Raw genomic sequence first — 21,292 nt, 5'->3', positions numbered from 1 at the left:
CACCTAGACAGGGCAGCGGCCCAGCAAGAGCGGGAAAAGCGCCTAGAGGCGCTGGAAACGGCCAAGCCGGGCGGCTATGGCTCGCAATACGACCCGGTGAAGGAGTACCAGCGGCAGGCGCAGCGCCTGATGCAGCGGTACGGCAAGGAAGCCGACTTCTCCCGGCTGGACTGGATGATTGCCACGGACATGGCGAAATCCGGGCGCTTCACGGCGCAGGACATCGAGAAGGGCATCCTGGAATGCTCCCCGCACGTTGAGAGCCGCAAGGCGGGCCACGTCGAGGACTACGCCCGGCGCACGGCGGCCAATGCGTGGGCAGCGCCAGAGGTGCAGGCCCACCGGCAGGAGCAGGAGCAGGAGCGAGAGCGGCAAGCACAGCGCAGCCGCGACCGGGACGCCCCGGCATGATCCGTTGAGACTTTCCCCAGCCCAGCAGGGCGTGGGGGCTGTTGTCATTTTCAGAAGACGACTGCACCAGACAACGCGGTTTGAAGGCTGTTGTGCAGTCGTCTATTGAACGAACAGTATCAGGAGTCCGCTGCACGAATGATGACCTCAAGCCGGTTCTGGTCGCGCTGGCGACCGATCAGCCCCTGGATGTGCGATACCGCGACCACGATCTTTCCGGCGATTGGGCGGGCTACCGCGAATGCCACATCAAGCCCGACCTGCTGCTGATCTACCGCAAGTCCGACGCCGACACCCTGCGACTGGCGCGGCTTGGCTCCATAGCGAGCTGTTCGGCTGATGCCAGTCGCCTTGTCCGCCAAACGATCATTAGTCGGCCATGCCGGACACTGTCCAGCAAAGTTATTGCACAACGGGTTGTCGGACATTAAGATAGGCGGACGGAATGACGGACAAGAGAGGCGGCAAATGGCACTGATCGGCTATGCGCGGGTATCGACGGCGGAACAGGACACCGCCTTGCAGACGGATGCGCTACGCAAGGCAGGCTGCGAGCGCGTTTTCGAGGACACGGCTTCCGGGGCCAAGGCCGACCGCCCCGGCTTGGCTGATGCGCTGGCCTACCTGCGCGACGGCGACGTGCTGGCCGTCTGGCGGCTGGATCGGCTCGGGCGCTCTATGCCGCACCTAATCGAAACGATAGGCGCGCTGGAAGCGCGAGGCGTCGGCTTCCGTTCTCTGACGGAAGCCATCGACACCACCACGCCAGGCGGGCGGCTCATCTTCCACGTGTTCGGCGCGCTGGGCCAGTTCGAGCGCGACTTGATCCGCGAGCGCACCAAGGCCGGGTTGACTGCCGCCGCCCGCTCGTGGGAGGAAGGGCGGGCGAAAGCCGGTTGTCACCGCCGACAAGTTGCAGCGAGCGCGGGAGCACATCGCCAACGGGCTTAATGTCCGAGAGGCCGCTACACGGCTCAAGGTGAGCAAGACGGCCCTGTACACCGCGCTGCAATCCACCAGTGCAGCCGACTCCTGATATTCCGTGCAGTCGTCTTCTGAAAATGACAACAAGGTCATTTTCCACGTCAACAAGGACGTGAAGATCACCTACACCGGCGTCGAGCTGCGGGCCGACGATGACGAACTGGTGTGGCAGCAGGTGTTGGAGTACGCGAAGCGCACCCCTATCGGCGAGCCGATCACCTTCACGTTCTACGAGCTTTGCCAGGACCTGGGCTGGTCGATCAATGGCCGGTATTACACGAAGGCCGAGGAATGCCTGTCGCGCCTACAGGCGACGGCGATGGGCTTCACGTCCGACCGCGTTGGGCACCTGGAATCGGTGTCGCTGCTGCACCGCTTCCGCGTCCTGGACCGTGGCAAGAAAACGTCCCGTTGCCAGGTCCTGATCGACGAGGAAATCGTCGTGCTGTTTGCTGGCGACCACTACACGAAATCATATGGGAGAAGTACCGCAAGCTGTCGCCGACGGCCCGACGGATGTTCGACTATTTCAGCTCGCACCGGGAGCCGTACCCGCTCAAGCTGGAAACCTTCCGCCTCATGTGCGGATCGGATTCCACCCGCGTGAAGAAGTGGCGCGAGCAGGTCGGCGAAGCCTGCGAAGAGTTGCGAGGCAGCGGCCTGGTGGAACACGCCTGGGTCAATGATGACCTGGTGCATTGCAAACGCTAGGGCCTTGTGGGGTCAGTTCCGGCTGGGGGTTCAGCAGCCAGCGCTTTACTGGCATTTCAGGAACAAGCGGGCACTGCTCGACGCACTTGCTTCGCTCAGTATCGCTCGGGACGCACGGCGCGCTCTACGAACTGCCGATAAACAGAGGATTAAAATTGACAATTGTGATTAAGGCTCAGATTCGACGGCTTGGAGCGGCCGACGTGCAGGATTTCCGCGAGATCCGATTGTCGGCCCTGAAGAAAGCTCCAGAGATGTTCGGGTCCGTTTACGAGCACGAGGAGAAAAAGCCCATGGAGGCGTTCGCTGAACGGTTGCGAGATGCCGTGGCATTCGGCGCCTACATCGACGGCGAGATCATTGGGCTGTCGGTCTTCAAACAGGAGGACGGCCCCAAGGACGCTCACAAGGCGCATCTGTCCGGCGTTTTCGTGGAGCCCGAACAGCGAGGCCGAGGGGTCGCCGGTATGCTGCTGCGGGCGGTGATAGACTATGGCCGCGAGCATGTGGAGCAGATCATGCTGACGGTTGCGGAAGGGAACGAAGCCGCTATAAACCTCTATCAGCGATCGGCTCGTTGCCCTGCGCCGCTCCAAAGCCCGCGACGCAGCCCGGCAGGCAGAGCAAGTAGAGGGGCAGCGCCTGCATCCATGCCCACCCGTTCCACGTTGTTATAGAAGCCGCATAGATCGCCGTGAAGAGGAGGGTCCGACGATCGAGGTCAGGCTGGTGAGCGCCGCCAGTGAGCCTTGCAGCTGCCCCTGACGTTCCTCATCCACCTGCCTGGACAACATTGCTTGCAGCGCCGGCATTCCGATGCCACCCGAAGCAAGCAGGACCATGATCGGGAACGCCATCCATCCCCGTGTCGCGAAGGCAAGCAGGATGTAGCCTGTGCCGTCGGCAATCATTCCGAGCATGAGTGCCCGCCTTTCGCCGAGCCGGGCGGCTACAGGGCCGGTGATCATTGCCTGGCGAGTGAATGCAGAATGCCAAATGCGGCAAGCGAAATGCCGATCGTGGTCGCGTCCCAGTGAAAGCGATCCTCGCGAAAATGACCCAAAGCGCGGCCGGCACCTGTCCGACAAGTTGCATGATGAAGAAGACCGCCATCAGGGCGGCGACGACGGTCATGCCCCGGGCCCACCGGAACGAAGCGAGCGGGTTGAGAGCCTCCCGGCGTAACGGCCGGCGTTTCGCCTTTGTGCGACTCCGGCAAAAGGAAACAGCCCGTCAGGAAATTGAGGCCGTTCAAGGCTGCCGCGGCGAAGAACGGAGCGTGGGGGAGAAACCGCCCATCAGCCCACCGAGCACAGGTCCCGCGACCATCCCGAACCCGAAACAGGCGCTCATGAAGCGAAGTGCCGGCGCGCTCATCGCCATCAGTGATATCGGCAATATAAGCGCCGGCTACCGCCCCAGTCGCCCCGGTGATGCCGGCCACGATCCGCCCGATATAGAGAACCCAAAGGAAAGGCGCCGTCGCCATGATGGCGTAGTCGACAGCAGCGCCGGCCAGCGAGACGAGCAAGACCGGCCGCCGCCCGAAACGATCCGACAGCGCGCCCAGCACAGGTGCGCAGGCAATTGCATCAACGCATACAGCGCCAGCAGAATGCCATAGTGGGCGGTGACGTCGTTCGAGTGAACCAGATCGCGCAGGAGGCCCGGCAGCACCGGCATAATCAGGCCGATGCCGACAGCGTCGAGCGCGACAGTGCTCAGAATTACGATCAGGGGTCTGTTGGGTTTCACGTCTGGCCTCCGGACCAGCCTCCGCTGGTCCGATTGAACGCGCGGATTCTTTATCACTGATAAGTTGGTGGACATATTATGTTATCAGTGATAAATTGTCAAGCATGACAAAGTTGCAGCCGAATACAGTGATCCGTGCCGCCCTGGACCTGTTGAACGAGGTCGGCGTAGACGGTCTGACGACACGCAAACTGGCGGAACGGTTGGGGGTTCAGCAGCCGGCGCTTTACTGGCACTTCAGGAACAAGCGGGCGCTGCTCGACGCACTGGCCGAAGCCATGCTGGCGGAGAATCATACGCATTCGGTGCCGAGAGCCGACGACGACTGGCGCTCATTTCTGATCGGGAATGCCCGCAGCTTCAGGCAGGCGCTGCTCGCCTACCGCGATGGCGCGCGCATCCATGCCGGCACGCGACCGGGCGCACCGCAGATGGAAACGGCCGACGCGCAGCTTCGCTTCCTCTGCGAGGCGGGTTTTTCGGCCGGGGACGCCGTCAATGCGCTGATGACAATCAGCTACTTCACTGTTGGGGCCGTGCTTGAGGAGCAGGCCGGCGACAGCGATGCCGGCGAGCGCGGCGGCACCGTTGAACAGGCTCCGCTCTCGCCGCTGTTGCGGGCCGCGATAGACGCCTTCGACGAAGCCGGTCCGGACGCAGCGTTCGAGCAGGGACTCGCGGTGATTGTCGATGGATTGGCGAAAAGGAGGCTCGTTGTCAGGAACGTTGAAGGACCGAGAAAGGGTGACGATTGATCAGGACCGCTGCCGGAGCGCAACCCACTCACTACAGCAGAGCCATGTAGACAACATCCCCTCCCCCTTTCCACCGCGTCAGACGCCCGTAGCAGCCCGCTACGGGCTTTTTCATGCCCTGCCCTAGCGTCCAAGCCTCACGGCCGCGCTCGGCCTCTCTGGCGGCCTTCTGGCGCTCCTGCTGCGGCGTCCGCTCGTGGGCCGTGGCGCGGGTCCGCGCGCCGGCCTCGTGCGCCTGGCGCTCGCGGGCGAGGTCCAGGGCGGCCGTCTTCACGTTCTGCCTTGCGCAGATGAGATAGATCTAGCGTGGACTCAAGGCTCTCGCGAATGGCTCGCGTTGGAAACTTTCATTGACACTTGAGGGGCACCGCAGGGAAATTCTCGTCCTTGCGAGAACCGGCTATGTCGTGCTGCGCATCGAGCCTGCGCCCTTGGCTTGTCTCGCCCCTCTCCGCGTCGCTACGGGGCTTCCAGCGTGTCATTTTCAGAAGACGACTGCACGGAATATCAGGAGTCGGCTGCACTGGTGGATTGCAGCGCGGTGTACAGGGCCGTCTTGCTCACCTTGAGCCGTGTAGCGGCCTCTCGGACATTAAGCCCGTTGGCGATGTGCTCCCGCGCTCGCTGCAACTTGTCGGCGGTGACAACCGGCTTTCGCCCGCCCTTCCTCCCACGAGCGGCGGCGGCAGTCAACCCGGCCTTGGTGCGCTCGCGGATCAAGTCGCGCTCGAACTGGCCCAGCGCGCCGAACACGTGGAAGATGAGCCGCCCGCCTGGCGTGGTGGTGTCGATGGCTTCCGTCAGAGAACGGAAGCCGACGCCTCGCGCTTCCAGCGCGCCTATCGTTTCGATTAGGTGCGGCATAGAGCGCCCGAGCCGATCCAGCCGCCAGACGGCCAGCACGTCGCCGTCGCGCAGGTAGGCCAGCGCATCAGCCAAGCCGGGGCGGTCGGCCTTGGCCCCGGAAGCCGTGTCCTCGAAAACGCGCTCGCAGCCTGCCTTGCGTAGCGCATCCGTCTGCAAGGCGGTGTCCTGTTCCGCCGTCGATACCCGCGCATAGCCGATCAGTGCCATTTGCCGCCTCTCTTGTCCGTCATTCCGTCCGCCTATCTTAATGTCCGACAACCCGTTGTGCAATAACTTTGCTGGACAGTGTCCGGCATGGCCGACTAATGATCGTTTGGCGGACAAGGCGACTGGCATCAGCCGAACAGCTCGCTATGGGAGCCAAGCCGCGCCAGTCGCAGGGTGTCGGCGTCGGACTTGCGGTAGATCAGCAGCAGGTCGGGCTTGATGTGGCATTCGCGGTAGCCCGCCCAATCGCCGGAAAGATCGTGGTCGCGGTATCGCACATCCAGGGGCTGATCGGTCGCCAGCGCGACCAGAACCGGCTTGAGGTCATCATTCGTGCAGCGGACTCCTGATACTGTTCGTTCAATAGACGACTGCACAACAGCCTTCAAACCGCGTTGTCTGGTGCAGTCGTCTTCTGAAAATGACACAGGAGCTTGAGCGCCGGGCTACCAGCATCGTGCAGGCGCTGGATGATGCGACCCTTGAGGCCATCGCAGCGGGCACGCTCGACATGCTGGCCATGTGCCGACAGGTGGCCGACGAGATCCACCAGGCCGCCTAAGCCCTCCCCTGCCCTGCCACCGAACCCCGCCGCGTGCGGGGTTTTTTATGACTTCAAACCCTCAAAAGGTGCATTTACTCAAATCCTCAATATGCTATACTGCGCTTGAGTAATTCCTTTTTTCCTCAAACGCTCAATAGCTCAAGGAGCGCATATGCAAGTCATTGCTGTACTGAACCAGAAGGGCGGGGCGGGTAAAACCACCATCGCCACCCACCTTGCCCGCGCCCTGCAACTCGACGGCGCAGACGTGTTGCTGGTTGATTCTGACCCGCAGGGCAGCGCCCGCGATTGGGCCGCCGTCCGCGAGGATCAACCCGTGCCCGTGGTTGGCATCGACCGGCCCACCATCGAGCGCGATCTAAAGAGCGTGGCCCGGAAAGACTTTGTTGTGATCGACGGAGCGCCGCAGGCTCATGACTTGGCCGTGTCGGCAATGAAGGCCGCCGATTGTGTGCTGATCCCGGTGCAGCCGTCGCCCTACGACATTTGGGCAACCTCTGACCTCGTGGATTTGGTCAAGCAGCGCATCGAGCTGACCGACGGCAAGCTAAAAGCGGCTTTCGTGGTGTCCCGTGCGATCAAGGGCACCAAGATTGGTGCGGAAGTCTCCGAGGCGCTGGCCGGGTACGGCCTGCCGATCCTGCAAACGCGCATCACGCAGCGCGTCATCTACCCGAGCAGCGCGGCCAGCGGCACCACGGCCATTGACCAAGAGCCGACGAGCGAGGCCGCCGAGGAAATCCGGGCGCTGGCTGAGGAAGTGCGCCGTTTCCTCAATTGCACCATTTGAGTAATTAAGGAGTAGGTGAAAATGAGTAGCGGGAAACTTGGCATGAAAGCAGGCCGCCCGAGCGCCGCGAAGGCTGGCCCTACCTTGTCCGACCTTGCCGACAAGGCCGCCACCGTCCGGGTGAATTTCGACCTCGACCGGGCCGAGCACACGAAGCTGAAGATTTACGCCGCCAAGACCGGGCGCAGCATCACGGACATTCTGCGCGAACTGGTGCGCTCACTTGATGAAAAGAGTGATTGAGTAATCACTTAACCGGCTGGACGGGTCAAAAGCATGGACTATAGTCCATACATTTTTGATTTGGCGAAATTTAATAATGTTGATGAAATACGGCGCGTGGGGTATAAAGTGATGGTTGAAATGGAACCGTTGAGTCTGGAGGTACTGCCGCCCTCTCATTTCAAGGCGTTTGCGAAGAACGCACCGCATGAGATCAAGGGCGCTGTCATCGAGAACACAGAGCGCGGGCTGGTGATCGTGCTGCACGTTGGCAACGAGCGGCGCATTCTCGGCCAGTACCGGGGAGGCATCCGGTTTTTTCGCTCTTTCGATGGCGCGGCGGCAGTGCTGCGGCAGCATGGCGTGCTGCACTGGACGGCGAATGCAAAAGGCTGGATTCCGCGAACTTTGGAAGCGAAGGAGCGGAGTTCAGATGGATGAAAAAGCAAAGCCCCGCGTGGCAGCGGGGCTTGGCAAGAGGTGGGAACCTAGCAGGTGGCACTGTTTGGAACCCCAAGGCGTGACCGATGCAGACGACCAGAAACACCCAAACTATGGTCTGCATTGTAGCGCCCTACCTCTTGCCGCACAAGCGGAAAGAGGGTTATGGGGCAAGCACAGCTACGACTTTTCAGCCCAGCCGATGAGGCGGGTTGCTATCACGACACAGCCCGGCAGGGCTTTTTCTCGTTGCTCATGGCGACGGGCGAGGGCAGCGGCAAGAAGCAGGACAGTTACCGGCTGTCACAGATGCCCGTGGTGCTCTCCATGCTCGACCACAGCCGGGATACCTGGCTGTCTCAGGCTGAGTTCATCAAGCCCAATCGCCGCGTGGTCAACTTGGCCCGCATCGGCTTGCTGTTCGCCGATCTGGACACCTACCGCGAGCCGTGGGCGCAGGGGCGCAGCCCCGAGCAACTGGCCGCCGCTGTCATGTTCCGCTGCTACGACGAAGGCGTGCCGCCGCCGTCGATCCTCGTTTTCTCTGGCCGTGGCGTGCAAGCAAAGTGGCTGCTGGATGGCACCTTGCCGCGTCAGGCGCTGCCACGCTGGAATGCCTGCCAGCGTTACCTGATCGACCGTCTGGCCGGGCTGGGCGCTGATCCAGCGGCCAAGGATGCAAGCCGCGTGCTCCGGCTGGTCAATACGGTGAACAGCAAGAGCGGCGAGGTTTGCCGCGTCATCCACGTTGAGCTAGGCCCGGACGGCGAGCCGATCCGGTACAACTTCGAGTATCTGGCCGAGGCGCTGCTGCCGGTGGCCCGCTGGGACATCGAGGCCGACCGCAAGGCCCGCGCCGACCGTCGCCAGTTCAAGCTGCTGCCGGGCGGCCAAACCGGCAACCTGCGCACGCTCAACGGGCGGCAACTGGCGTGGGATCGCCTGGAGGACTTGCGCACGCTGGCCGCGCTGCGCGGCGGCGTGGCCGAGGGTGAGCGGATGCAGCACCTGTTTTGGCGGCTGAATTTCCTGCTGCTGTCAGGTGCGACGCACACCGGCCAGATGTACCACGAGGCCGCCGCGCTGGCCCGTGAGCTTGACCCACGGTGGAACTACCGCAGCGCCGAGCTTATGACGCTGTACGCCAAGGCCAAGGCCCACGAAGCCGGGGAAAAGGTGGAGTTCGGCGGCAAGCAGTTTGCGCCGCTCTACACGCCCAAGAACGACACGCTTATCAGCCTGTTTCACATCACCGACGACGAGCAGCGCAAGCTGCGCACGCTCATCAGCCGGGACATGGCCGCAGAGCGCCACAGCGAGCGCGAGAAAGCCCGCAGACGTGCCGCTGGGGCTGTCGATCGTGCTTCCTATCTGGAAGCAGCCAGCGCCAAGCAGGCGCAGGCTTTGGCCCTCAAGGCGCAGGGTCTGAGCGTGCGGGCCATTGCTGCACAGATGGGCATTAGCAAGACCGCTGCCGGGCGCTACATCGCAGAGCCGGGAGAGTGTCCCAAGTCCATGCGTATTACTAATGGCGAAGCCTACGCCCGGCGCGTAGCGCCTGCCTTTGAATAGCGCCTGCCTTTGAATAGCGCCTGCCTTTGAATAGCGCCTGCCTTTGAATAGCGCCTGCCTTTGAATAGCGCCTGCCTTTGAATAGCGCCTGCCTTTGAATAGCGCCTGCCTTTGAATAGCGCCTGCCTTTGAATAGCGCCTGCCTTTGAATAGCGCCTGCCTTTGAATAGCGCCTGAACGGCGCGGCCCCCTCGTCCAGTTCCTCGGGTGGCTGTCATGAGTCGCGCCCGTCGATCCTTTCCGCCCGCGCTGCTGGATTCGTTGCGGGCAATGACGGTGCAGGAAACGCTAGACCGGCTGGGCCTGTACTGGAAACGTGATCCTGGCTTTGTGCCGGTGAAGGACAAGGCTACGGTGCGGCTGAATGTGTCCATTGGTGGCGGCGGTGTTGAGCTACTGGCGACCGGGCCGAAGTGGTACGACACGCGGAAAGAGCAGGGCGGCGGTGCCATCGACCTGGCCATGCACCTGTTCAGATTGTCATTTGTGGATGCGGTCAAACGGCTGTCGCCTTGATCGTGTTTGCAAGATGCCTCCGGCGGCCCTGCCGGGGGCCACTCGCCGCCGTGAGGCTCGGGGGGCAGGGTGGCGGTCTTCGCCCTTCGTCCTGCCCCCACTCGCTCAGGCTGGGGCGCTCCGAGGGCATCAAGCGACTTTCGCGGCATCAACGGTGCCCCCCTACGGGCTACCCCCTTTATTCCACGGTTCGCTTGACCCCCTCTCCACTAGTAGGCGGCCCGTGGCGGCGTTTTCTCGACGTGGCCCTGCCTGCCCCCTTTCTTACCTTCTCAAAACGCGCTGTAGGCCCGTTTCTGGCCGGAGCCGGGCGGCGGGCGGAAAGCTCCGCTTTTCGTTCGACGGCTGGCCGACAACGAGCCGAAGGCGAGGCGTCAGCACGGTGTTTCACCAAAAACGAGCAGCCGACCGGGCAGCGGTACGTTACGAAAACCGCTTGCGTATCGTATCTGTATTGCGTATCATATCTGTATTGATACGATTTACACCGATACGGTACGAAAGGAGCAACGATCATGGCACGTCAGGGCATCACTTTTGAGCAGGTCGCCGCCGTCGCTGATGCGCTGGCAGGCGAGGGTCAGCAGCCGACCATCCGGGCGGTGCGGGAGCGGTTGGGCGACACCGGCAGCCCGAACACCATCCACAAGCATCTGGCCGCGTGGCGTGAGGCTCGCCCGGTGGCCGCCGCCGCTGCGCCGGAACTGCCGCAGGCGCTGACCGCTGCCATTGCCGCCGAGATCGAGCGGGCCGCATCGCGGGCACGCGGCGAGATCGAGGGCCGTCTGGTGCAGGCGCAGGCGGAGGCCGCCGAACTGGCCGCCGCTGGCGAGGTGCTGGAAGACGAACGCGACGAGCTGGCCGAGCAGGTGGCCGTGCTGACCACTGAGCGCGACACGCTGGCAGGCAAAGCCGCCCAGCAGGCCGCCGACTTGGCCGAGGCGCAGCAGCGCATCGAGCGCGAGCAGCAGGCGGCAGAGTCTGCGCGGCTGGAGGTGGCAACCGCCCGGCACAAGATCGAGGCGCAGGCCGAGCGCGTGAGCGAGCAGGCCGCCGAGCTTGTGCGCCTACGCGCCGCATTGGCCGAGGCACAGCAGGGCCGCACCGCCGCCGAACAACAGGCCGCCGTGCTGGCCGCCAAGCTGGAGGCGTGCGCCGACCGTGTGAGCCGCGCAGAGGCCCGCGCCGAGCAGATCGAGCAGCAGGCCGCCAAGGCTGCACAGGCCCACGACACCGCCCGCGCCGCAGCAGCGCAGGAAACCCGGCAGGCGCAGGCCGAGCGTGACGAGGCTCGCAAGGTGGCAGCAGAGGCCCGCGAGCAGGCCGCACGACTTGCCGGGCAGCTTGAGGCGCTGCGGAAGGCAGATCCTGTCCCCGCCGTTTTTCCCCCCGCATCGACTGGCGTATGATGTGGTTATCGGTGGCGTAGTTGGTTAGAAGCAAGCCATGTTTTCGCTTCGCTCAAACGGCTTGGCATGGGCTGCGCCCCTGCACCCCGGCGGCGCTCCCTTCGGTCGGCACCGCCCGCCGCATTCACTCGTTGGAGGCTCGTTCATGACGGCAGAAACAACCCCACCGCGCAAAGGCAGAGGAGGCCGCCCCAAGGGCGACCCCTCCGCCGTGCGCGCCTCGACCATTGGCGTCCGGGTGTCGGCGGAGGAATACGCCGCACTCCGGGCCAAGGCCGATCAGATGGGCATGACCCCGGCACAGTGGCTGCGGGAAGCGGCGCTATCCCGACGCCTACCGTCGCCACCAGTCCCGCCCATCAACCGCGAGCAGTACGCCGAACTGGCGAGACTCGCGGCCAACCTCAACCAGCTAACCCGGCTGGCGAACGAAGGCCGCCCCGTCACCGTTGCCGACGCGCTTTTGCAGCGGCTGGCCGGTGAAGTCGGGCGGCTTCGGCTGGCCCTCATTGGCGCGGGTGGCGGCGAATGATTGCCAAGATGGTCAAGGGCCGCGGCTTCCGTGGGGCGCTGGAATACGACCTCACGAAAGAGAAGGGCCGCGTCATTGATAGCAACATGGCCGGGCAAAACCCGCGAGAACTCGCCGCAGAATTTGGCGAGATTCGCAAGCTTCGCCCGAACTTGGGCAAGGCAGTTATGCATGTTTCGCTATCCGCCGCCCCCGGCGAAAAGCTTACGGATGAGCAGTGGCGGGAAGTCGGGCAGCGTTATTTGCGCGGGATGGGCTTCAAGGACAACCAGTTCGTCATCACCCGGCACACCGACACCGAGCACGAGCACATCCACATCTTGGCGAACCGCATCACCCACGCCGGCGAGGTGGTCAGCGACGGGCAGGACTACAAGCGGCAGGAAACCATCATGCGAGAGATCGAACGGGATTACGGCCTGCAACGGGTGGCCCCGAGCATCGAGGCCGAGCGCAAAGCGCCGACCAAGGGCGAGATCGAGCAGCACGCCCGCACCGGCCAGCCCAGCGCCCGGCAGCAGCTCCAGCAGATTTGTGACGCGTGCGCCAGGGATTGCCGCAGCTTCAGCGAGTACCAGGAGCGACTGGAGGCGGCAGGCGTGGAGGTGGTGCCGGTGGCCCAGCTCAACGGCGCGAAGCTGTCCGGTCTGTCGTACCGGCTGGACGGCGTGACCATGAAGGGCAGCGACTTAGGGAAGGGCTACACCGCCGCAGGCATCCAGAAAAGGGGCATCAGCTATGAGCAAGACAGAGACTTTGCGGCAGTCCGCCGCAGCATCGAACGAGACGCGGCTAGAGCGTTTGGCGAGCCAGATCGAGACAGTGAGGCAGGCCAAGCACCAGAGCGCGGAGGACTTGGCCGCGACGCTGGAGCCGCTGGCCCAAGCAATGGCGGCGCTGGCCGACGAGACCCGGCAGACGCTGGCCGAGATCGACCGCAAGAGCCGGGAGCAGGGCGAGACGTTCACGCGCCAGCTATCGGAGTCGGTGAAGGGCTACAAGGACGCGGTAGCTGCAGCGAGCCAAGCCGCCGAGAGCCTGAACCAAGCCGGGCAGCGGATGGAGTGGAGGCACTACGGCCTAGCCGTGGTAACGGGGTTGGTTACGGCGGCGCTCGTGAGCGGCTTTTGGCTTTGGCTGGCCCCGCCCAAGGTGCAGAACATGCTGGACGCGCAAGCGGTGGCGGAGTACCTGAAACCCGCCGTGATCGAAGCCTTGAAGCCATCCAGAGGCAGGTGACGGCGCTGGACGTGCCGCGCTTCGAGGTGGGCATCCGGGAGGCTAAGACCGGCCAGATGATGAACCGGGAATGGAGCCGCGCCGAGCTGGAGCAGTCCGCCGCGTGGCTCAAGCGGATGAACGCCAAAGGCAACGACGTGTATATCCGCCCGGCTGGCGAGCATGGCCTAGTGCTGGTCGATGACCTCAAGCCGCAGGCTCTGGAGCGCATGAAGGCGGAAGGATTCGCCCCCGCTGCGACCATCGAAACCAGCCCCGGCAACTATCAGGCGTGGGTCAAGCTGTCGGATAAACCGTTATCCGCAGACGTGCGGCGCATCGCGGCGCAGGGGCTGGCGAAGCAGTACGGCGGCGACAGTCGCCACTATGGGCGGCTGGCAGGCTTCACCAACCAGAAGCCGCAGCACGCCCGTGACGGTCGCCAGCCCTACGTACTGGCCCACGACTGCCCCGGCAAGGCCGCCAGATCCGCGCCATCGTACCTAGAACGCATCGAGCAGCACCTAGACAGGGCAGCGGCCCAGCAAGAGCGGGAAAAGCGCCTAGAGGCGCTGGAAACGGCCAAGCCGGGCGGCTATGGCTCGCAATACGACCCGGTGAAGGAGTACCAGCGGCAGGCGCAGCGCCTGATGCAGCGGTACGGCAAGGAAGCCGACTTCTCCCGGCTGGACTGGATGATTGCCACGGACATGGCGAAATCCGGGCGCTTCACGGCGCAGGACATCGAGAAGGGCATCCTGGAATGCTCCCCGCACGTTGAGAGCCGCAAGGCGGGCCACGTCGAGGACTACGCCCGGCGCACGGCGGCCAATGCGTGGGCAGCGCCAGAGGTGCAGGCCCACCGGCAGGAGCAGGAGCAGGAGCGAGAGCGGCAAGCACAGCGCAGCCGCGACCGGGACGGCCCCGGCATGATCCGTTGAGACTTTCCCCCAGCCCAGCAGGGCGTGGGGGCTGTTGTCATTTTCAGAAGACGACTGCACCAGACAACGCGGTTTGAAGGCTGTTGTGCAGTCGTCTATTGAACGAACAGTATCAGGAGTCCGCTGCACGAATGATGACCTCAAGCCGGTTCTGGTCGCGCTGGCGACCGATCAGCCCCTGGATGTGCGATACCGCGACCACGATCTTTCCGGCGATTGGGCGGGCTACCGCGAATGCCACATCAAGCCCGACCTGCTGCTGATCTACCGCAAGTCCGACGCCGACACCCTGCGACTGGCGCGGCTTGGCTCCCATAGCGAGCTGTTCGGCTGATGCCAGTCGCCTTGTCCGCCAAACGATCATTAGTCGGCCATGCCGGACACTGTCCAGCAAAGTTATTGCACAACGGGTTGTCGGACATTAAGATAGGCGGACGGAATGACGGACAAGAGAGGCGGCAAATGGCACTGATCGGCTATGCGCGGGTATCGACGGCGGAACAGGACACCGCCTTGCAGACGGATGCGCTACGCAAGGCAGGCTGCGAGCGCGTTTTCGAGGACACGGCTTCCGGGGCCAAGGCCGACCGCCCCGGCTTGGCTGATGCGCTGGCCTACCTGCGCGACGGCGACGTGCTGGCCGTCTGGCGGCTGGATCGGCTCGGGCGCTCTATGCCGCACCTAATCGAAACGATAGGCGCGCTGGAAGCGCGAGGCGTCGGCTTCCGTTCTCTGACGGAAGCCATCGACACCACCACGCCAGGCGGGCGGCTCATCTTCCACGTGTTCGGCGCGCTGGGCCAGTTCGAGCGCGACTTGATCCGCGAGCGCACCAAGGCCGGGTTGACTGCCGCCGCCGCTCGTGGGAGGAAGGGCGGGCGAAAGCCGGTTGTCACCGCCGACAAGTTGCAGCGAGCGCGGGAGCACATCGCCAACGGGCTTAATGTCCGAGAGGCCGCTACACGGCTCAAGGTGAGCAAGACGGCCCTGTACACCGCGCTGCAATCCACCAGTGCAGCCGACTCCTGATATTCCGTGCAGTCGTCTTCTGAAAATGACAACAAGGTCATTTTCCACGTCAACAAGGACGTGAAGATCACCTACACCGGCGTCGAGCTGCGGGCCGACGATGACGAACTGGTGTGGCAGCAGGTGTTGGAGTACGCGAAGCGCACCCCTATCGGCGAGCCGATCACCTTCACGTTCTACGAGCTTTGCCAGGACCTGGGCTGGTCGATCAATGGCCGGTATTACACGAAGGCCGAGGAATGCCTGTCGCGCCTACAGGCGACGGCGATGGGCTTCACGTCCGACCGCGTTGGGCACCTGGAATCGGTGTCGCTGCTGCACCGCTTCCGCGTCCTGGACCGTGGCAAGAAAACGTCCCGTTGCCAGGTCCTGATCGACGAGGAAATCGTCGTGCTGTTTGCTGGCGACCACTACACGAAATTCATATGGGAGAAGTACCGCAAGCTGTCGCCGACGGCCCGACGGATGTTCGACTATTTCAGCTCGCACCGGGAGCCGTACCCGCTCAAGCTGGAAACCTTCCGCCTCATGTGCGGATCGGATTCCACCCGCGTGAAGAAGTGGCGCGAGCAGGTCGGCGAAGCCTGCGAAGAGTTGCGAGGCAGCGGCCTGGTGGAACACGCCTGGGTCAATGATGACCTGGTGCATTGCAAACGCTAGGGCCTTGTGGGGTCAGTTCCGGCTGGGGGTTCAGCAGCCAGCGCTTTACTGGCATTTCAGGAACAAGCGGGCACTGCTCGACGCACTTGCTTCGCTCAGTATCGCTCGGGACGCACGGCGCGCTCTACGAACTGCCGATAAACAGAGGATTAAAATTGACAATTGTGATTAAGGCTCAGATTCGACGGCTTGGAGCGGCCGACGTGCAGGATTTCCGCGAGATCCGATTGTCGGCCCTGAAGAAAGCTCCAGAGATGTTCGGGTCCGTTTACGAGCACGAGGAGAAAAAGCCCATGGAGGCGTTCGCTGAACGGTTGCGAGATGCCGTGGCATTCGGCGCCTACATCGACGGCGAGATCATTGGGCTGTCGGTCTTCAAACAGGAGGACGGCCCCAAGGACGCTCACAAGGCGCATCTGTCCGGCGTTTTCGTGGAGCCCGAACAGCGAGGCCGAGGGGTCGCCGGTATGCTGCTGCGGGCGGTGATAGACTATGGCCGCGAGCATGTGGAGCAGATCATGCTGACGGTTGCGGAAGGGAACGAAGCCGCTATAAACCTCTATCAGCGATCGGCTCGTTGCCCTGCGCCGCTCCAAAGCCCGCGACGCAGCGCCGGCAGGCAGAGCAAGTAGAGGGCAGCGCCTGCAATCCATGCCCACCCGTTCCACGTTGTTATAGAAGCCGCATAGATCGCCGTGAAGAGGAGGGGTCCGACGATCGAGGTCAGGCTGGTGAGCGCCGCCAGTGAGCCTTGCAGCTGCCCCTGACGTTCCTCATCCACCTGCCTGGACAACATTGCTTGCAGCGCCGGCATTCCGATGCCACCCGAAGCAAGCAGGACCATGATCGGGAACGCCATCCATCCCCGTGTCGCGAAGGCAAGCAGGATGTAGCCTGTGCCGTCGGCAATCATTCCGAGCATGAGTGCCCGCCTTTCGCCGAGCCGGGCGGCTACAGGGCCGGTGATCATTGCCTGGGCGAGTGAATGCAGAATGCCAAATGCGGCAAGCGAAATGCCGATCGTGGTCGCGTCCCAGTGAAAGCGATCCTCGCCGAAAATGACCCAAAGCGCGGCCGGCACCTGTCCGACAAGTTGCATGATGAAGAAGACCGCCATCAGGGCGGCGACGACGGTCATGCCCCGGGCCCACCGGAACGAAGCGAGCGGGTTGAGAGCCTCCCGGCGTAACGGCCGGCGTTCGCCTTTGTGCGACTCCGGCAAAAGGAAACAGCCCGTCAGGAAATTGAGGCCGTTCAAGGCTGCCGCGGCGAAGAACGGAGCGTGGGGGGAGAAACCGCCCATCAGCCCACCGAGCACAGGTCCCGCGACCATCCCGAACCCGAAACAGGCGCTCATGAAGCCGAAGTGCCGCGCGCGCTCATCGCCATCAGTGATATCGGCAATATAAGCGCCGGCTACCGCCCCAGTCGCCCCGGTGATGCCGGCCACGATCCGCCCGATATAGAGAACCCAAAGGAAAGGCGCCGTCGCCATGATGGCGTAGTCGACAGCAGCGCCGGCCAGCGAGACGAGCAAGACCGGCCGCCGCCCGAAACGATCCGACAGCGCGCCCAGCACAGGTGCGCAGGCAAATTGCATCAACGCATACAGCGCCAGCAGAATGCCATAGTGGGCGGTGACGTCGTTCGAGTGAACCAGATCGCGCAGGAGGCCCGGCAGCACCGGCATAATCAGGCCGATGCCGACAGCGTCGAGCGCGACAGTGCTCAGAATTACGATCAGGGGTCTGTTGGGTTTCACGTCTGGCCTCCGGACCAGCCTCCGCTGGTCCGATTGAACGCGCGGATTCTTTATCACTGATAAGTTGGTGGACATATTATGTTTATCAGTGATAAATTGTCAAGCATGACAAAGTTGCAGCCGAATACAGTGATCCGTGCCGCCCTGGACCTGTTGAACGAGGTCGGCGTAGACGGTCTGACGACACGCAAACTGGCGGAACGGTTGGGGGTTCAGCAGCCGGCGCTTTACTGGCACTTCAGGAACAAGCGGGCGCTGCTCGACGCACTGGCCGAAGCCATGCTGGCGGAGAATCATACGCATTCGGTGCCGAGAGCCGACGACGACTGGCGCTCATTTCTGATCGGGAATGCCCGCAGCTTCAGGCAGGCGCTGCTCGCCTACCGCGATGGCGCGCGCATCCATGCCGGCACGCGACCGGGCGCACCGCAGATGGAAACGGCCGACGCGCAGCTTCGCTTCCTCTGCGAGGCGGGTTTTTCGGCCGGGGACGCCGTCAATGCGCTGATGACAATCAGCTACTTCACTGTTGGGGCCGTGCTTGAGGAGCAGGCCGGCGACAGCGATGCCGGCGAGCGCGGCGGCACCGTTGAACAGGCTCCGCTCTCGCCGCTGTTGCGGGCCGCGATAGACGCCTTCGACGAAGCCGGTCCGGACGCAGCGTTCGAGCAGGGACTCGCGGTGATTGTCGATGGATTGGCGAAAAGGAGGCTCGTTGTCAGGAACGTTGAAGGACCGAGAAAGGGTGACGATTGATCAGGACCGCTGCCGGAGCGCAACCCACTCACTACAGCAGAGCCATGTAGACAACATCCCCTCCCCCTTTCCACCGCGTCAGACGCCCGTAGCAGCCCGCTACGGGCTTTTTCATGCCCTGCCCTAGCGTCCAAGCCTCACGGCCGCGCTCGGCCTCTCTGGCGGCCTTCTGGCGCTCCTGCTGCGGCGTCCGCTCGTGGGCCGTGGCGCGGGTCCGCGCGCCGGCCTCGTGCGCCTGGCGCTCGCGGGCGAGGTCCAGGGCGGCCGTCTTCACGTTCTGCCTTGCGCAGATGAGATAGATCTAGCGTGGACTCAAGGCTCTCGCGAATGGCTCGCGTTGGAAACTTTCATTGACACTTGAGGGGCACCGCAGGGAAATTCTCGTCCTTGCGAGAACCGGCTATGTCGTGCTGCGCATCGAGCCTGCGCCCTTGGCTTGTCTCGCCCCTCTCCGCGTCGCTACGGGGCTTCCAGCGTGTCATTTTCAGAAGACGACTGCACGGAATATCAGGAGTCGGCTGCACTGGTGGATTGCAGCGCGGTGTACAGGGCCGTCTTGCTCACCTTGAGCCGTGTAGCGGCCTCTCGGACATTAAGCCCGTTGGCGATGTGCTCCCGCGCTCGCTGCAACTTGTCGGCGGTGACAACCGGCTTTCGCCCGCCCTTCCTCCCACGAGCGGCGGCGGCAGTCAACCCGGCCTTGGTGCGCTCGCGGATCAAGTCGCGCTCGAACTGGCCCAGCGCGCCGAACACGTGGAAGATGAGCCGCCCGCCTGGCGTGGTGGTGTCGATGGCTTCCGTCAGAGAACGGAAGCCGACGCCTCGCGCTTCCAGCGCGCCTATCGTTTCGATTAGGTGCGGCATAGAGCGCCCGAGCCGATCCAGCCGCCAGACGGCCAGCACGTCGCCGTCGCGCAGGTAGGCCAGCGCATCAGCCAAGCCGGGGCGGTCGGCCTTGGCCCCGGAAGCCGTGTCCTCGAAAACGCGCTCGCAGCCTGCCTTGCGTAGCGCATCCGTCTGCAAGGCGGTGTCCTGTTCCGCCGTCGATACCCGCGCATAGCCGATCAGTGCCATTTGCCGCCTCTCTTGTCCGTCATTCCGTCCGCCTATCTTAATGTCCGACAACCCGTTGTGCAATAACTTTGCTGGACAGTGTCCGGCATGGCCGACTAATGATCGTTTGGCGGACAAGGCGACTGGCATCAGCCGAACAGCTCGCTATGGGAGCCAAGCCGCGCCAGTCGCAGGGTGTCGGCGTCGGACTTGCGGTAGATCAGCAGCAGGTCGGGCTTGATGTGGCATTCGCGGTAGCCCGCCCAATCGCCGGAAAGATCGTGGTCGCGGTATCGCACATCCAGGGGCTGATCGGTCGCCAGCGCGACCAGAACCGGCTTGAGGTCATCATTCGTGCAGCGGACTCCTGATACTGTTCGTTCAATAGACGACTGCACAACAGCCTTCAAACCGCGTTGTCTGGTGCAGTCGTCTTCTGAAAATGACACAGGAGCTTGAGCGCCGGGCTACCAGCATCGTGCAGGCGCTGGATGATGCGACCCTTGAGGCCATCGCAGCGGGCACGCTCGACATGCTGGCCATGTGCCGACAGGTGGCCGACGAGATCCACCAGGCCGCCTAAGCCCTCCCCTGCCCTGCCACCGAACCCCGCCGCGTGCGGGGTTTTTTATGACTTCAAACCCTCAAAAGGTGCATTTACTCAAATCCTCAATATGCTATACTGCGCTTGAGTAATTCCTTTTTTCCTCAAACGCTCAATAGCTCAAGGAGCGCATATGCAAGTCATTGCTGTACTGAACCAGAAGGGCGGGGCGGGTAAAACCACCATCGCCACCCACCTTGCCCGCGCCCTGCAACTCGACGGCGCAGACGTGTTGCTGGTTGATTCTGACCCGCAGGGCAGCGCCCGCGATTGGGCCGCCGTCCGCGAGGATCAACCCGTGCCCGTGGTTGGCATCGACCGGCCCACCATCGAGCGCGATCTAAAGAGCGTGGCCCGGAAAGACTTTGTTGTGATCGACGGAGCGCCGCAGGCTCATGACTTGGCCGTGTCGGCAATGAAGGCCGCCGATTGTGTGCTGATCCCGGTGCAGCCGTCGCCCTACGACATTTGGGCAACCTCTGACCTCGTGGATTTGGTCAAGCAGCGCATCGAGCTGACCGACGGCAAGCTAAAAGCGGCTTTCGTGGTGTCCCGTGCGATCAAGGGCACCAAGATTGGTGCGGAAGTCTCCGAGGCGCTGGCCGGGTACGGCCTGCCGATCCTGCAAACGCGCATCACGCAGCGCGTCATCTACCCGAGCAGCGCGGCCAGCGGCACCACGGCCATTGACCAAGAGCCGACGAGCGAGGCCGCCGAGGAAATCCGGGCGCTGGCTGAGGAAGTGCGCCGTTTCCTCAATTGCACCATTTGAGTAATTAAGGAGTAGGTGAAAATGAGTAGCGGGAAACTTGGCATGAAAGCAGGCCGCCCGAGCGCCGCGAAGGCTGGCCCTACCTTGTCCGACCTTGCCGACAAGGCCGCCACCGTCCGGGTGAATTTCGACCTCGACCGGGCCGAGCACACGAAGCTGAAGATTTACGCCGCCAAGACCGGGCGCAGCATCACGGACATTCTGCGCGAACTGGTGCGCTCACTTGATGAAAAGAGTGATTGAGTAATCACTTAACCGGCTGGACGGGTCAAAAGCATGGACTATAGTCCATACATTTTTGATTTGGCGAAATTTAATAATGTTGATGAAATACGGCGCGTGGGGTATAAAGTGATGGTTGAAATGGAACCGTTGAGTCTGGAGGTACTGCCGCCCTCTCATTTCAAGGCGTTTGCGAAGAACGCACCGCATGAGATCAAGGGCGCTGTCATCGAGAACACAGAGCGCGGGCTGGTGATCGTGCTGCACGTTGGCAACGAGCGGCGCATTCTCGGCCAGTACCGGGGAGGCATCCGGTTTTTTCGCTCTTTCGATGGCGCGGCGGCAGTGCTGCGGCAGCATGGCGTGCTGCACTGGACGGCGAATGCAAAAGGCTGGATTCCGCGAACTTTGGAAGCGAAGGAGCGGAGTTCAGATGGATGAAAAAGCAAAGCCCCGCGTGGCAGCGGGGCTTGGCAAGAGGTGGGAACCTAGCAGGTGGCACTGTTTGGAACCCCAAGGCGTGACCGATGCAGACGAC

General features: G+C 63.2%; 27 protein-coding genes and 9 pseudogenes. 28 read left to right on the top strand and 8 right to left on the bottom strand.

Annotation, left to right across the window (positions count from 1 at the left end):
- The 6 genes and pseudogenes from HQ393_RS17145 to HQ393_RS17830 form a co-directional block, all read left to right on the top strand.
- The coding region (locus HQ393_RS17145) for a hypothetical protein (protein ID WP_438833128.1) at positions 1–411 on the top strand (411 nt) is incomplete at its 5' end.
- 92 nt (positions 412–503) lie between these two features.
- Positions 504–751 (top strand): annotated as a pseudogene (locus HQ393_RS17140) (type II toxin-antitoxin system YafQ family toxin).
- A gap of 128 nt (positions 752–879) precedes the next feature.
- Positions 880–1,447: pseudogene (locus HQ393_RS17135) on the top strand (recombinase family protein).
- Positions 1,448–1,486: 39 nt separating this feature from the next.
- Positions 1,487–2,106, top strand: a pseudogene (gene trfA / locus HQ393_RS17130) (plasmid replication initiator TrfA); the annotation flags it as partial.
- A gap of 19 nt (positions 2,107–2,125) precedes the next feature.
- Positions 2,126–2,198 (top strand): annotated as a pseudogene (locus HQ393_RS17125) (TetR family transcriptional regulator); the annotation flags it as partial.
- A 162-nt stretch (positions 2,199–2,360) separates the two neighbouring features.
- Positions 2,361–2,615, top strand: a pseudogene (locus HQ393_RS17830) (GNAT family N-acetyltransferase); the annotation flags it as partial.
- Positions 2,616–2,668: 53 nt separating this feature from the next.
- Here HQ393_RS17830 and tet(A) (HQ393_RS17115) read toward each other — a convergent pair.
- Positions 2,669–3,861 (bottom strand): annotated as a pseudogene (tet(A), locus tag HQ393_RS17115) (tetracycline efflux MFS transporter Tet(A)).
- A gap of 104 nt (positions 3,862–3,965) precedes the next feature.
- Between tet(A) (HQ393_RS17115) and tetR(A) (HQ393_RS17110) the strand changes: the two are divergent.
- Positions 3,966–4,616 carry a tetracycline resistance transcriptional repressor TetR(A) gene (gene tetR(A), locus HQ393_RS17110; protein WP_000164043.1) on the top strand — a complete coding sequence of 217 codons (651 nt, stop codon included), beginning with the start codon at positions 3,966–3,968 and terminating at the stop codon, positions 4,614–4,616.
- Between the two features lie 31 nt (positions 4,617–4,647).
- Here tetR(A) (HQ393_RS17110) and HQ393_RS17105 read toward each other — a convergent pair whose 3' ends face one another.
- From HQ393_RS17105 to HQ393_RS17095, 3 genes are all read right to left on the bottom strand, one after another.
- On the bottom strand, positions 4,648–4,890 hold the full coding sequence (locus tag HQ393_RS17105; RefSeq protein ID WP_000844627.1) for a transposase: 243 nt from the start codon (positions 4,888–4,890) through the stop codon (positions 4,648–4,650).
- A 233-nt stretch (positions 4,891–5,123) separates the two neighbouring features.
- Positions 5,124–5,690, bottom strand: coding sequence for a recombinase family protein (locus tag HQ393_RS17100; RefSeq protein WP_003159185.1), 567 nt, complete (start codon positions 5,688–5,690; stop codon positions 5,124–5,126).
- A gap of 128 nt (positions 5,691–5,818) precedes the next feature.
- A complete protein-coding gene (locus HQ393_RS17095; protein WP_012585400.1) occupies positions 5,819–6,067 on the bottom strand; it encodes a type II toxin-antitoxin system YafQ family toxin in 249 nt (82 codons plus the stop codon).
- A 44-nt stretch (positions 6,068–6,111) separates the two neighbouring features.
- Between HQ393_RS17095 and HQ393_RS17090 the strand changes: the two genes are divergently transcribed.
- The 16 genes and pseudogenes from HQ393_RS17090 (at position 6,112) to HQ393_RS17020 (ending at position 16,217) form a co-directional block, all read left to right on the top strand.
- Positions 6,112–6,252: a hypothetical protein gene (locus HQ393_RS17090; RefSeq protein ID WP_156143128.1), complete on the top strand. Its 141-nt coding sequence runs from the start codon at positions 6,112–6,114 to the stop codon at positions 6,250–6,252.
- Between the two features lie 154 nt (positions 6,253–6,406).
- A complete protein-coding gene (gene parA / locus HQ393_RS17085) occupies positions 6,407–7,045 on the top strand; it encodes a ParA family partition ATPase (RefSeq protein WP_008166580.1) in 639 nt (212 codons plus the stop codon).
- Between the two features lie 21 nt (positions 7,046–7,066).
- A complete protein-coding gene (locus HQ393_RS17080; RefSeq protein WP_011178357.1) occupies positions 7,067–7,288 on the top strand; it encodes a plasmid partition protein ParG in 222 nt (73 codons plus the stop codon).
- A gap of 33 nt (positions 7,289–7,321) precedes the next feature.
- Positions 7,322–7,708: a ParC family partition-associated protein gene (parC, locus tag HQ393_RS17075; protein ID WP_011270177.1), complete on the top strand. Its 387-nt coding sequence runs from the start codon at positions 7,322–7,324 to the stop codon at positions 7,706–7,708.
- A 165-nt stretch (positions 7,709–7,873) separates the two neighbouring features.
- The gene (locus tag HQ393_RS17070; RefSeq protein WP_052183938.1) at positions 7,874–9,280 is read left to right on the top strand and encodes a helix-turn-helix domain-containing protein; all 1,407 of its coding nucleotides are present in this window, start codon (positions 7,874–7,876) and stop codon (positions 9,278–9,280) included.
- Positions 9,281–9,496: 216 nt separating this feature from the next.
- Positions 9,497–9,796: a hypothetical protein gene (locus HQ393_RS17065; RefSeq protein WP_023277449.1), complete on the top strand. Its 300-nt coding sequence runs from the start codon at positions 9,497–9,499 to the stop codon at positions 9,794–9,796.
- Positions 9,797–10,311: 515 nt separating this feature from the next.
- Positions 10,312–11,205, top strand: coding sequence for a DNA-binding protein (locus HQ393_RS17060; RefSeq protein WP_008168811.1), 894 nt, complete (start codon positions 10,312–10,314; stop codon positions 11,203–11,205).
- Between the two features lie 145 nt (positions 11,206–11,350).
- Entirely contained in the window at positions 11,351–11,737 is a 387-nt protein-coding gene (locus HQ393_RS17055) for a plasmid mobilization protein (RefSeq protein ID WP_008168810.1), read from the top strand.
- A pseudogene (locus HQ393_RS18175) lies at positions 11,734–12,147 on the top strand (relaxase/mobilization nuclease domain-containing protein); the annotation flags it as partial. The gene HQ393_RS17055 and the pseudogene HQ393_RS18175, both read left to right, overlap by 4 nt.
- A 328-nt stretch (positions 12,148–12,475) precedes the next feature.
- Positions 12,476–12,976: an IncQ-type mobilization protein MobB gene (locus tag HQ393_RS17820; RefSeq protein ID WP_008168805.1), complete on the top strand. Its 501-nt coding sequence runs from the start codon at positions 12,476–12,478 to the stop codon at positions 12,974–12,976.
- Positions 12,973–13,896 carry a RepB family DNA primase gene (locus HQ393_RS17815; RefSeq protein WP_008168803.1) on the top strand — a complete coding sequence of 308 codons (924 nt, stop codon included), beginning with the start codon at positions 12,973–12,975 and terminating at the stop codon, positions 13,894–13,896. Before HQ393_RS17820 ends, HQ393_RS17815 begins: the two co-directional genes overlap by 4 nt.
- 85 nt (positions 13,897–13,981) lie before the next feature.
- On the top strand, positions 13,982–14,230 hold the full coding sequence (locus tag HQ393_RS17035) for a type II toxin-antitoxin system YafQ family toxin (RefSeq protein ID WP_012585400.1): 249 nt from the start codon (positions 13,982–13,984) through the stop codon (positions 14,228–14,230).
- 128 nt (positions 14,231–14,358) lie between these two features.
- Positions 14,359–14,925, top strand: coding sequence for a recombinase family protein (locus tag HQ393_RS17030; protein WP_003159185.1), 567 nt, complete (start codon positions 14,359–14,361; stop codon positions 14,923–14,925).
- Between the two features lie 39 nt (positions 14,926–14,964).
- Positions 14,965–15,585: pseudogene (gene trfA, locus HQ393_RS17025) on the top strand (plasmid replication initiator TrfA); the annotation flags it as partial.
- A 19-nt stretch (positions 15,586–15,604) separates the two neighbouring features.
- Positions 15,605–15,677 (top strand): annotated as a pseudogene (locus HQ393_RS17810) (TetR family transcriptional regulator); the annotation flags it as partial.
- Positions 15,678–15,749: 72 nt separating this feature from the next.
- Positions 15,750–16,217 (top strand): GNAT family N-acetyltransferase, encoded by a 468-nt coding sequence (locus tag HQ393_RS17020; protein WP_223155915.1) that lies wholly within the window; start codon positions 15,750–15,752, stop codon positions 16,215–16,217.
- On the opposite strand, the gene tet(A) (HQ393_RS17015) is transcribed toward HQ393_RS17020, so the two are convergent.
- Entirely contained in the window at positions 16,148–17,347 is a 1,200-nt protein-coding gene (gene tet(A), locus HQ393_RS17015) for a tetracycline efflux MFS transporter Tet(A) (RefSeq protein WP_000804064.1), read from the bottom strand. The genes HQ393_RS17020 and tet(A) (HQ393_RS17015) overlap by 70 nt on opposite strands.
- Before the next feature lie 105 nt (positions 17,348–17,452).
- Here tet(A) (HQ393_RS17015) and tetR(A) (HQ393_RS17010) point away from each other — a divergent pair, with 105 nt between their 5' ends.
- Complete coding sequence (gene tetR(A) / locus HQ393_RS17010; RefSeq protein ID WP_000164043.1) at positions 17,453–18,103, top strand: tetracycline resistance transcriptional repressor TetR(A); 651 nt, start codon at positions 17,453–17,455, stop codon at positions 18,101–18,103.
- 31 nt (positions 18,104–18,134) lie between these two features.
- On the opposite strand, the gene HQ393_RS17005 is transcribed toward tetR(A) (HQ393_RS17010), so the two are convergent.
- The 3 genes from HQ393_RS17005 to HQ393_RS16995 form a co-directional block, all read right to left on the bottom strand.
- Positions 18,135–18,377 (bottom strand): transposase, encoded by a 243-nt coding sequence (locus tag HQ393_RS17005; protein WP_000844627.1) that lies wholly within the window; start codon positions 18,375–18,377, stop codon positions 18,135–18,137.
- 233 nt (positions 18,378–18,610) lie between these two features.
- Positions 18,611–19,177, bottom strand: a complete 567-nt coding sequence (locus tag HQ393_RS17000; RefSeq protein WP_003159185.1) for a recombinase family protein — start codon at positions 19,175–19,177, stop codon at positions 18,611–18,613.
- 128 nt (positions 19,178–19,305) lie between these two features.
- Positions 19,306–19,554: a type II toxin-antitoxin system YafQ family toxin gene (locus HQ393_RS16995; RefSeq protein ID WP_012585400.1), complete on the bottom strand. Its 249-nt coding sequence runs from the start codon at positions 19,552–19,554 to the stop codon at positions 19,306–19,308.
- A 44-nt stretch (positions 19,555–19,598) separates the two neighbouring features.
- On the opposite strand from HQ393_RS16995, the gene HQ393_RS16990 reads away from it, so the two are divergent.
- The 4 genes from HQ393_RS16990 to parC (HQ393_RS16975) all read left to right on the top strand — a co-directional run bounded on the left by HQ393_RS16990 (position 19,599) and on the right by parC (HQ393_RS16975) (position 21,195).
- Complete coding sequence (locus HQ393_RS16990; protein ID WP_156143128.1) at positions 19,599–19,739, top strand: hypothetical protein; 141 nt, start codon at positions 19,599–19,601, stop codon at positions 19,737–19,739.
- A gap of 154 nt (positions 19,740–19,893) precedes the next feature.
- A complete protein-coding gene (gene parA / locus HQ393_RS16985; RefSeq protein WP_008166580.1) occupies positions 19,894–20,532 on the top strand; it encodes a ParA family partition ATPase in 639 nt (212 codons plus the stop codon).
- A gap of 21 nt (positions 20,533–20,553) precedes the next feature.
- Entirely contained in the window at positions 20,554–20,775 is a 222-nt protein-coding gene (locus HQ393_RS16980; protein WP_011178357.1) for a plasmid partition protein ParG, read from the top strand.
- 33 nt (positions 20,776–20,808) lie between these two features.
- Positions 20,809–21,195: a ParC family partition-associated protein gene (gene parC, locus HQ393_RS16975; RefSeq protein WP_011270177.1), complete on the top strand. Its 387-nt coding sequence runs from the start codon at positions 20,809–20,811 to the stop codon at positions 21,193–21,195.
- Positions 21,196–21,292: the final 97 nt, after the last annotated feature.

This window comes from Chitinibacter bivalviorum, from assembly GCF_013403565.1.
In the GTDB taxonomy this organism is placed as follows: Bacteria; Pseudomonadota; Gammaproteobacteria; order Burkholderiales; family Chitinibacteraceae; genus Chitinibacter; species Chitinibacter bivalviorum.
The sequence above is the reverse complement of the archived record's forward strand: the minus strand, read 5'-3'. Positions and strand labels throughout refer to the sequence as shown.

Excerpts from the sequence above, each read along its gene's own strand:
- HQ393_RS17065 (WP_023277449.1), top strand. The coding sequence starts at position 9,497 with ATGAGTCGCGCCCGTCGATCCTTTCCGCCCGCGCTGCTGGATTCGTTG.
- HQ393_RS17820 (WP_008168805.1), top strand. The coding sequence starts at position 12,476 with ATGAGCAAGACAGAGACTTTGCGGCAGTCCGCCGCAGCATCGAACGAG.
- HQ393_RS17090 (WP_156143128.1), top strand. The coding sequence starts at position 6,112 with ATGACACAGGAGCTTGAGCGCCGGGCTACCAGCATCGTGCAGGCGCTG.
- parC (WP_011270177.1), top strand. The coding sequence starts at position 20,809 with ATGGACTATAGTCCATACATTTTTGATTTGGCGAAATTTAATAATGTT.
- HQ393_RS17060 (WP_008168811.1), top strand. The coding sequence starts at position 10,312 with ATGGCACGTCAGGGCATCACTTTTGAGCAGGTCGCCGCCGTCGCTGAT.
- parC (WP_011270177.1), top strand. The coding sequence starts at position 7,322 with ATGGACTATAGTCCATACATTTTTGATTTGGCGAAATTTAATAATGTT.
- HQ393_RS17055 (WP_008168810.1), top strand. The coding sequence starts at position 11,351 with ATGACGGCAGAAACAACCCCACCGCGCAAAGGCAGAGGAGGCCGCCCC.
- HQ393_RS16980 (WP_011178357.1), top strand. The coding sequence starts at position 20,554 with ATGAGTAGCGGGAAACTTGGCATGAAAGCAGGCCGCCCGAGCGCCGCG.
- HQ393_RS16990 (WP_156143128.1), top strand. The coding sequence starts at position 19,599 with ATGACACAGGAGCTTGAGCGCCGGGCTACCAGCATCGTGCAGGCGCTG.
- HQ393_RS17000 (WP_003159185.1), bottom strand. The coding sequence starts at position 19,177 with ATGGCACTGATCGGCTATGCGCGGGTATCGACGGCGGAACAGGACACC.
- HQ393_RS17100 (WP_003159185.1), bottom strand. The coding sequence starts at position 5,690 with ATGGCACTGATCGGCTATGCGCGGGTATCGACGGCGGAACAGGACACC.
- HQ393_RS17080 (WP_011178357.1), top strand. The coding sequence starts at position 7,067 with ATGAGTAGCGGGAAACTTGGCATGAAAGCAGGCCGCCCGAGCGCCGCG.
- HQ393_RS17030 (WP_003159185.1), top strand. The coding sequence starts at position 14,359 with ATGGCACTGATCGGCTATGCGCGGGTATCGACGGCGGAACAGGACACC.
- HQ393_RS17070 (WP_052183938.1), top strand. The coding sequence starts at position 7,874 with ATGGGGCAAGCACAGCTACGACTTTTCAGCCCAGCCGATGAGGCGGGT.
- parA (WP_008166580.1), top strand. The coding sequence starts at position 19,894 with ATGCAAGTCATTGCTGTACTGAACCAGAAGGGCGGGGCGGGTAAAACC.
- parA (WP_008166580.1), top strand. The coding sequence starts at position 6,407 with ATGCAAGTCATTGCTGTACTGAACCAGAAGGGCGGGGCGGGTAAAACC.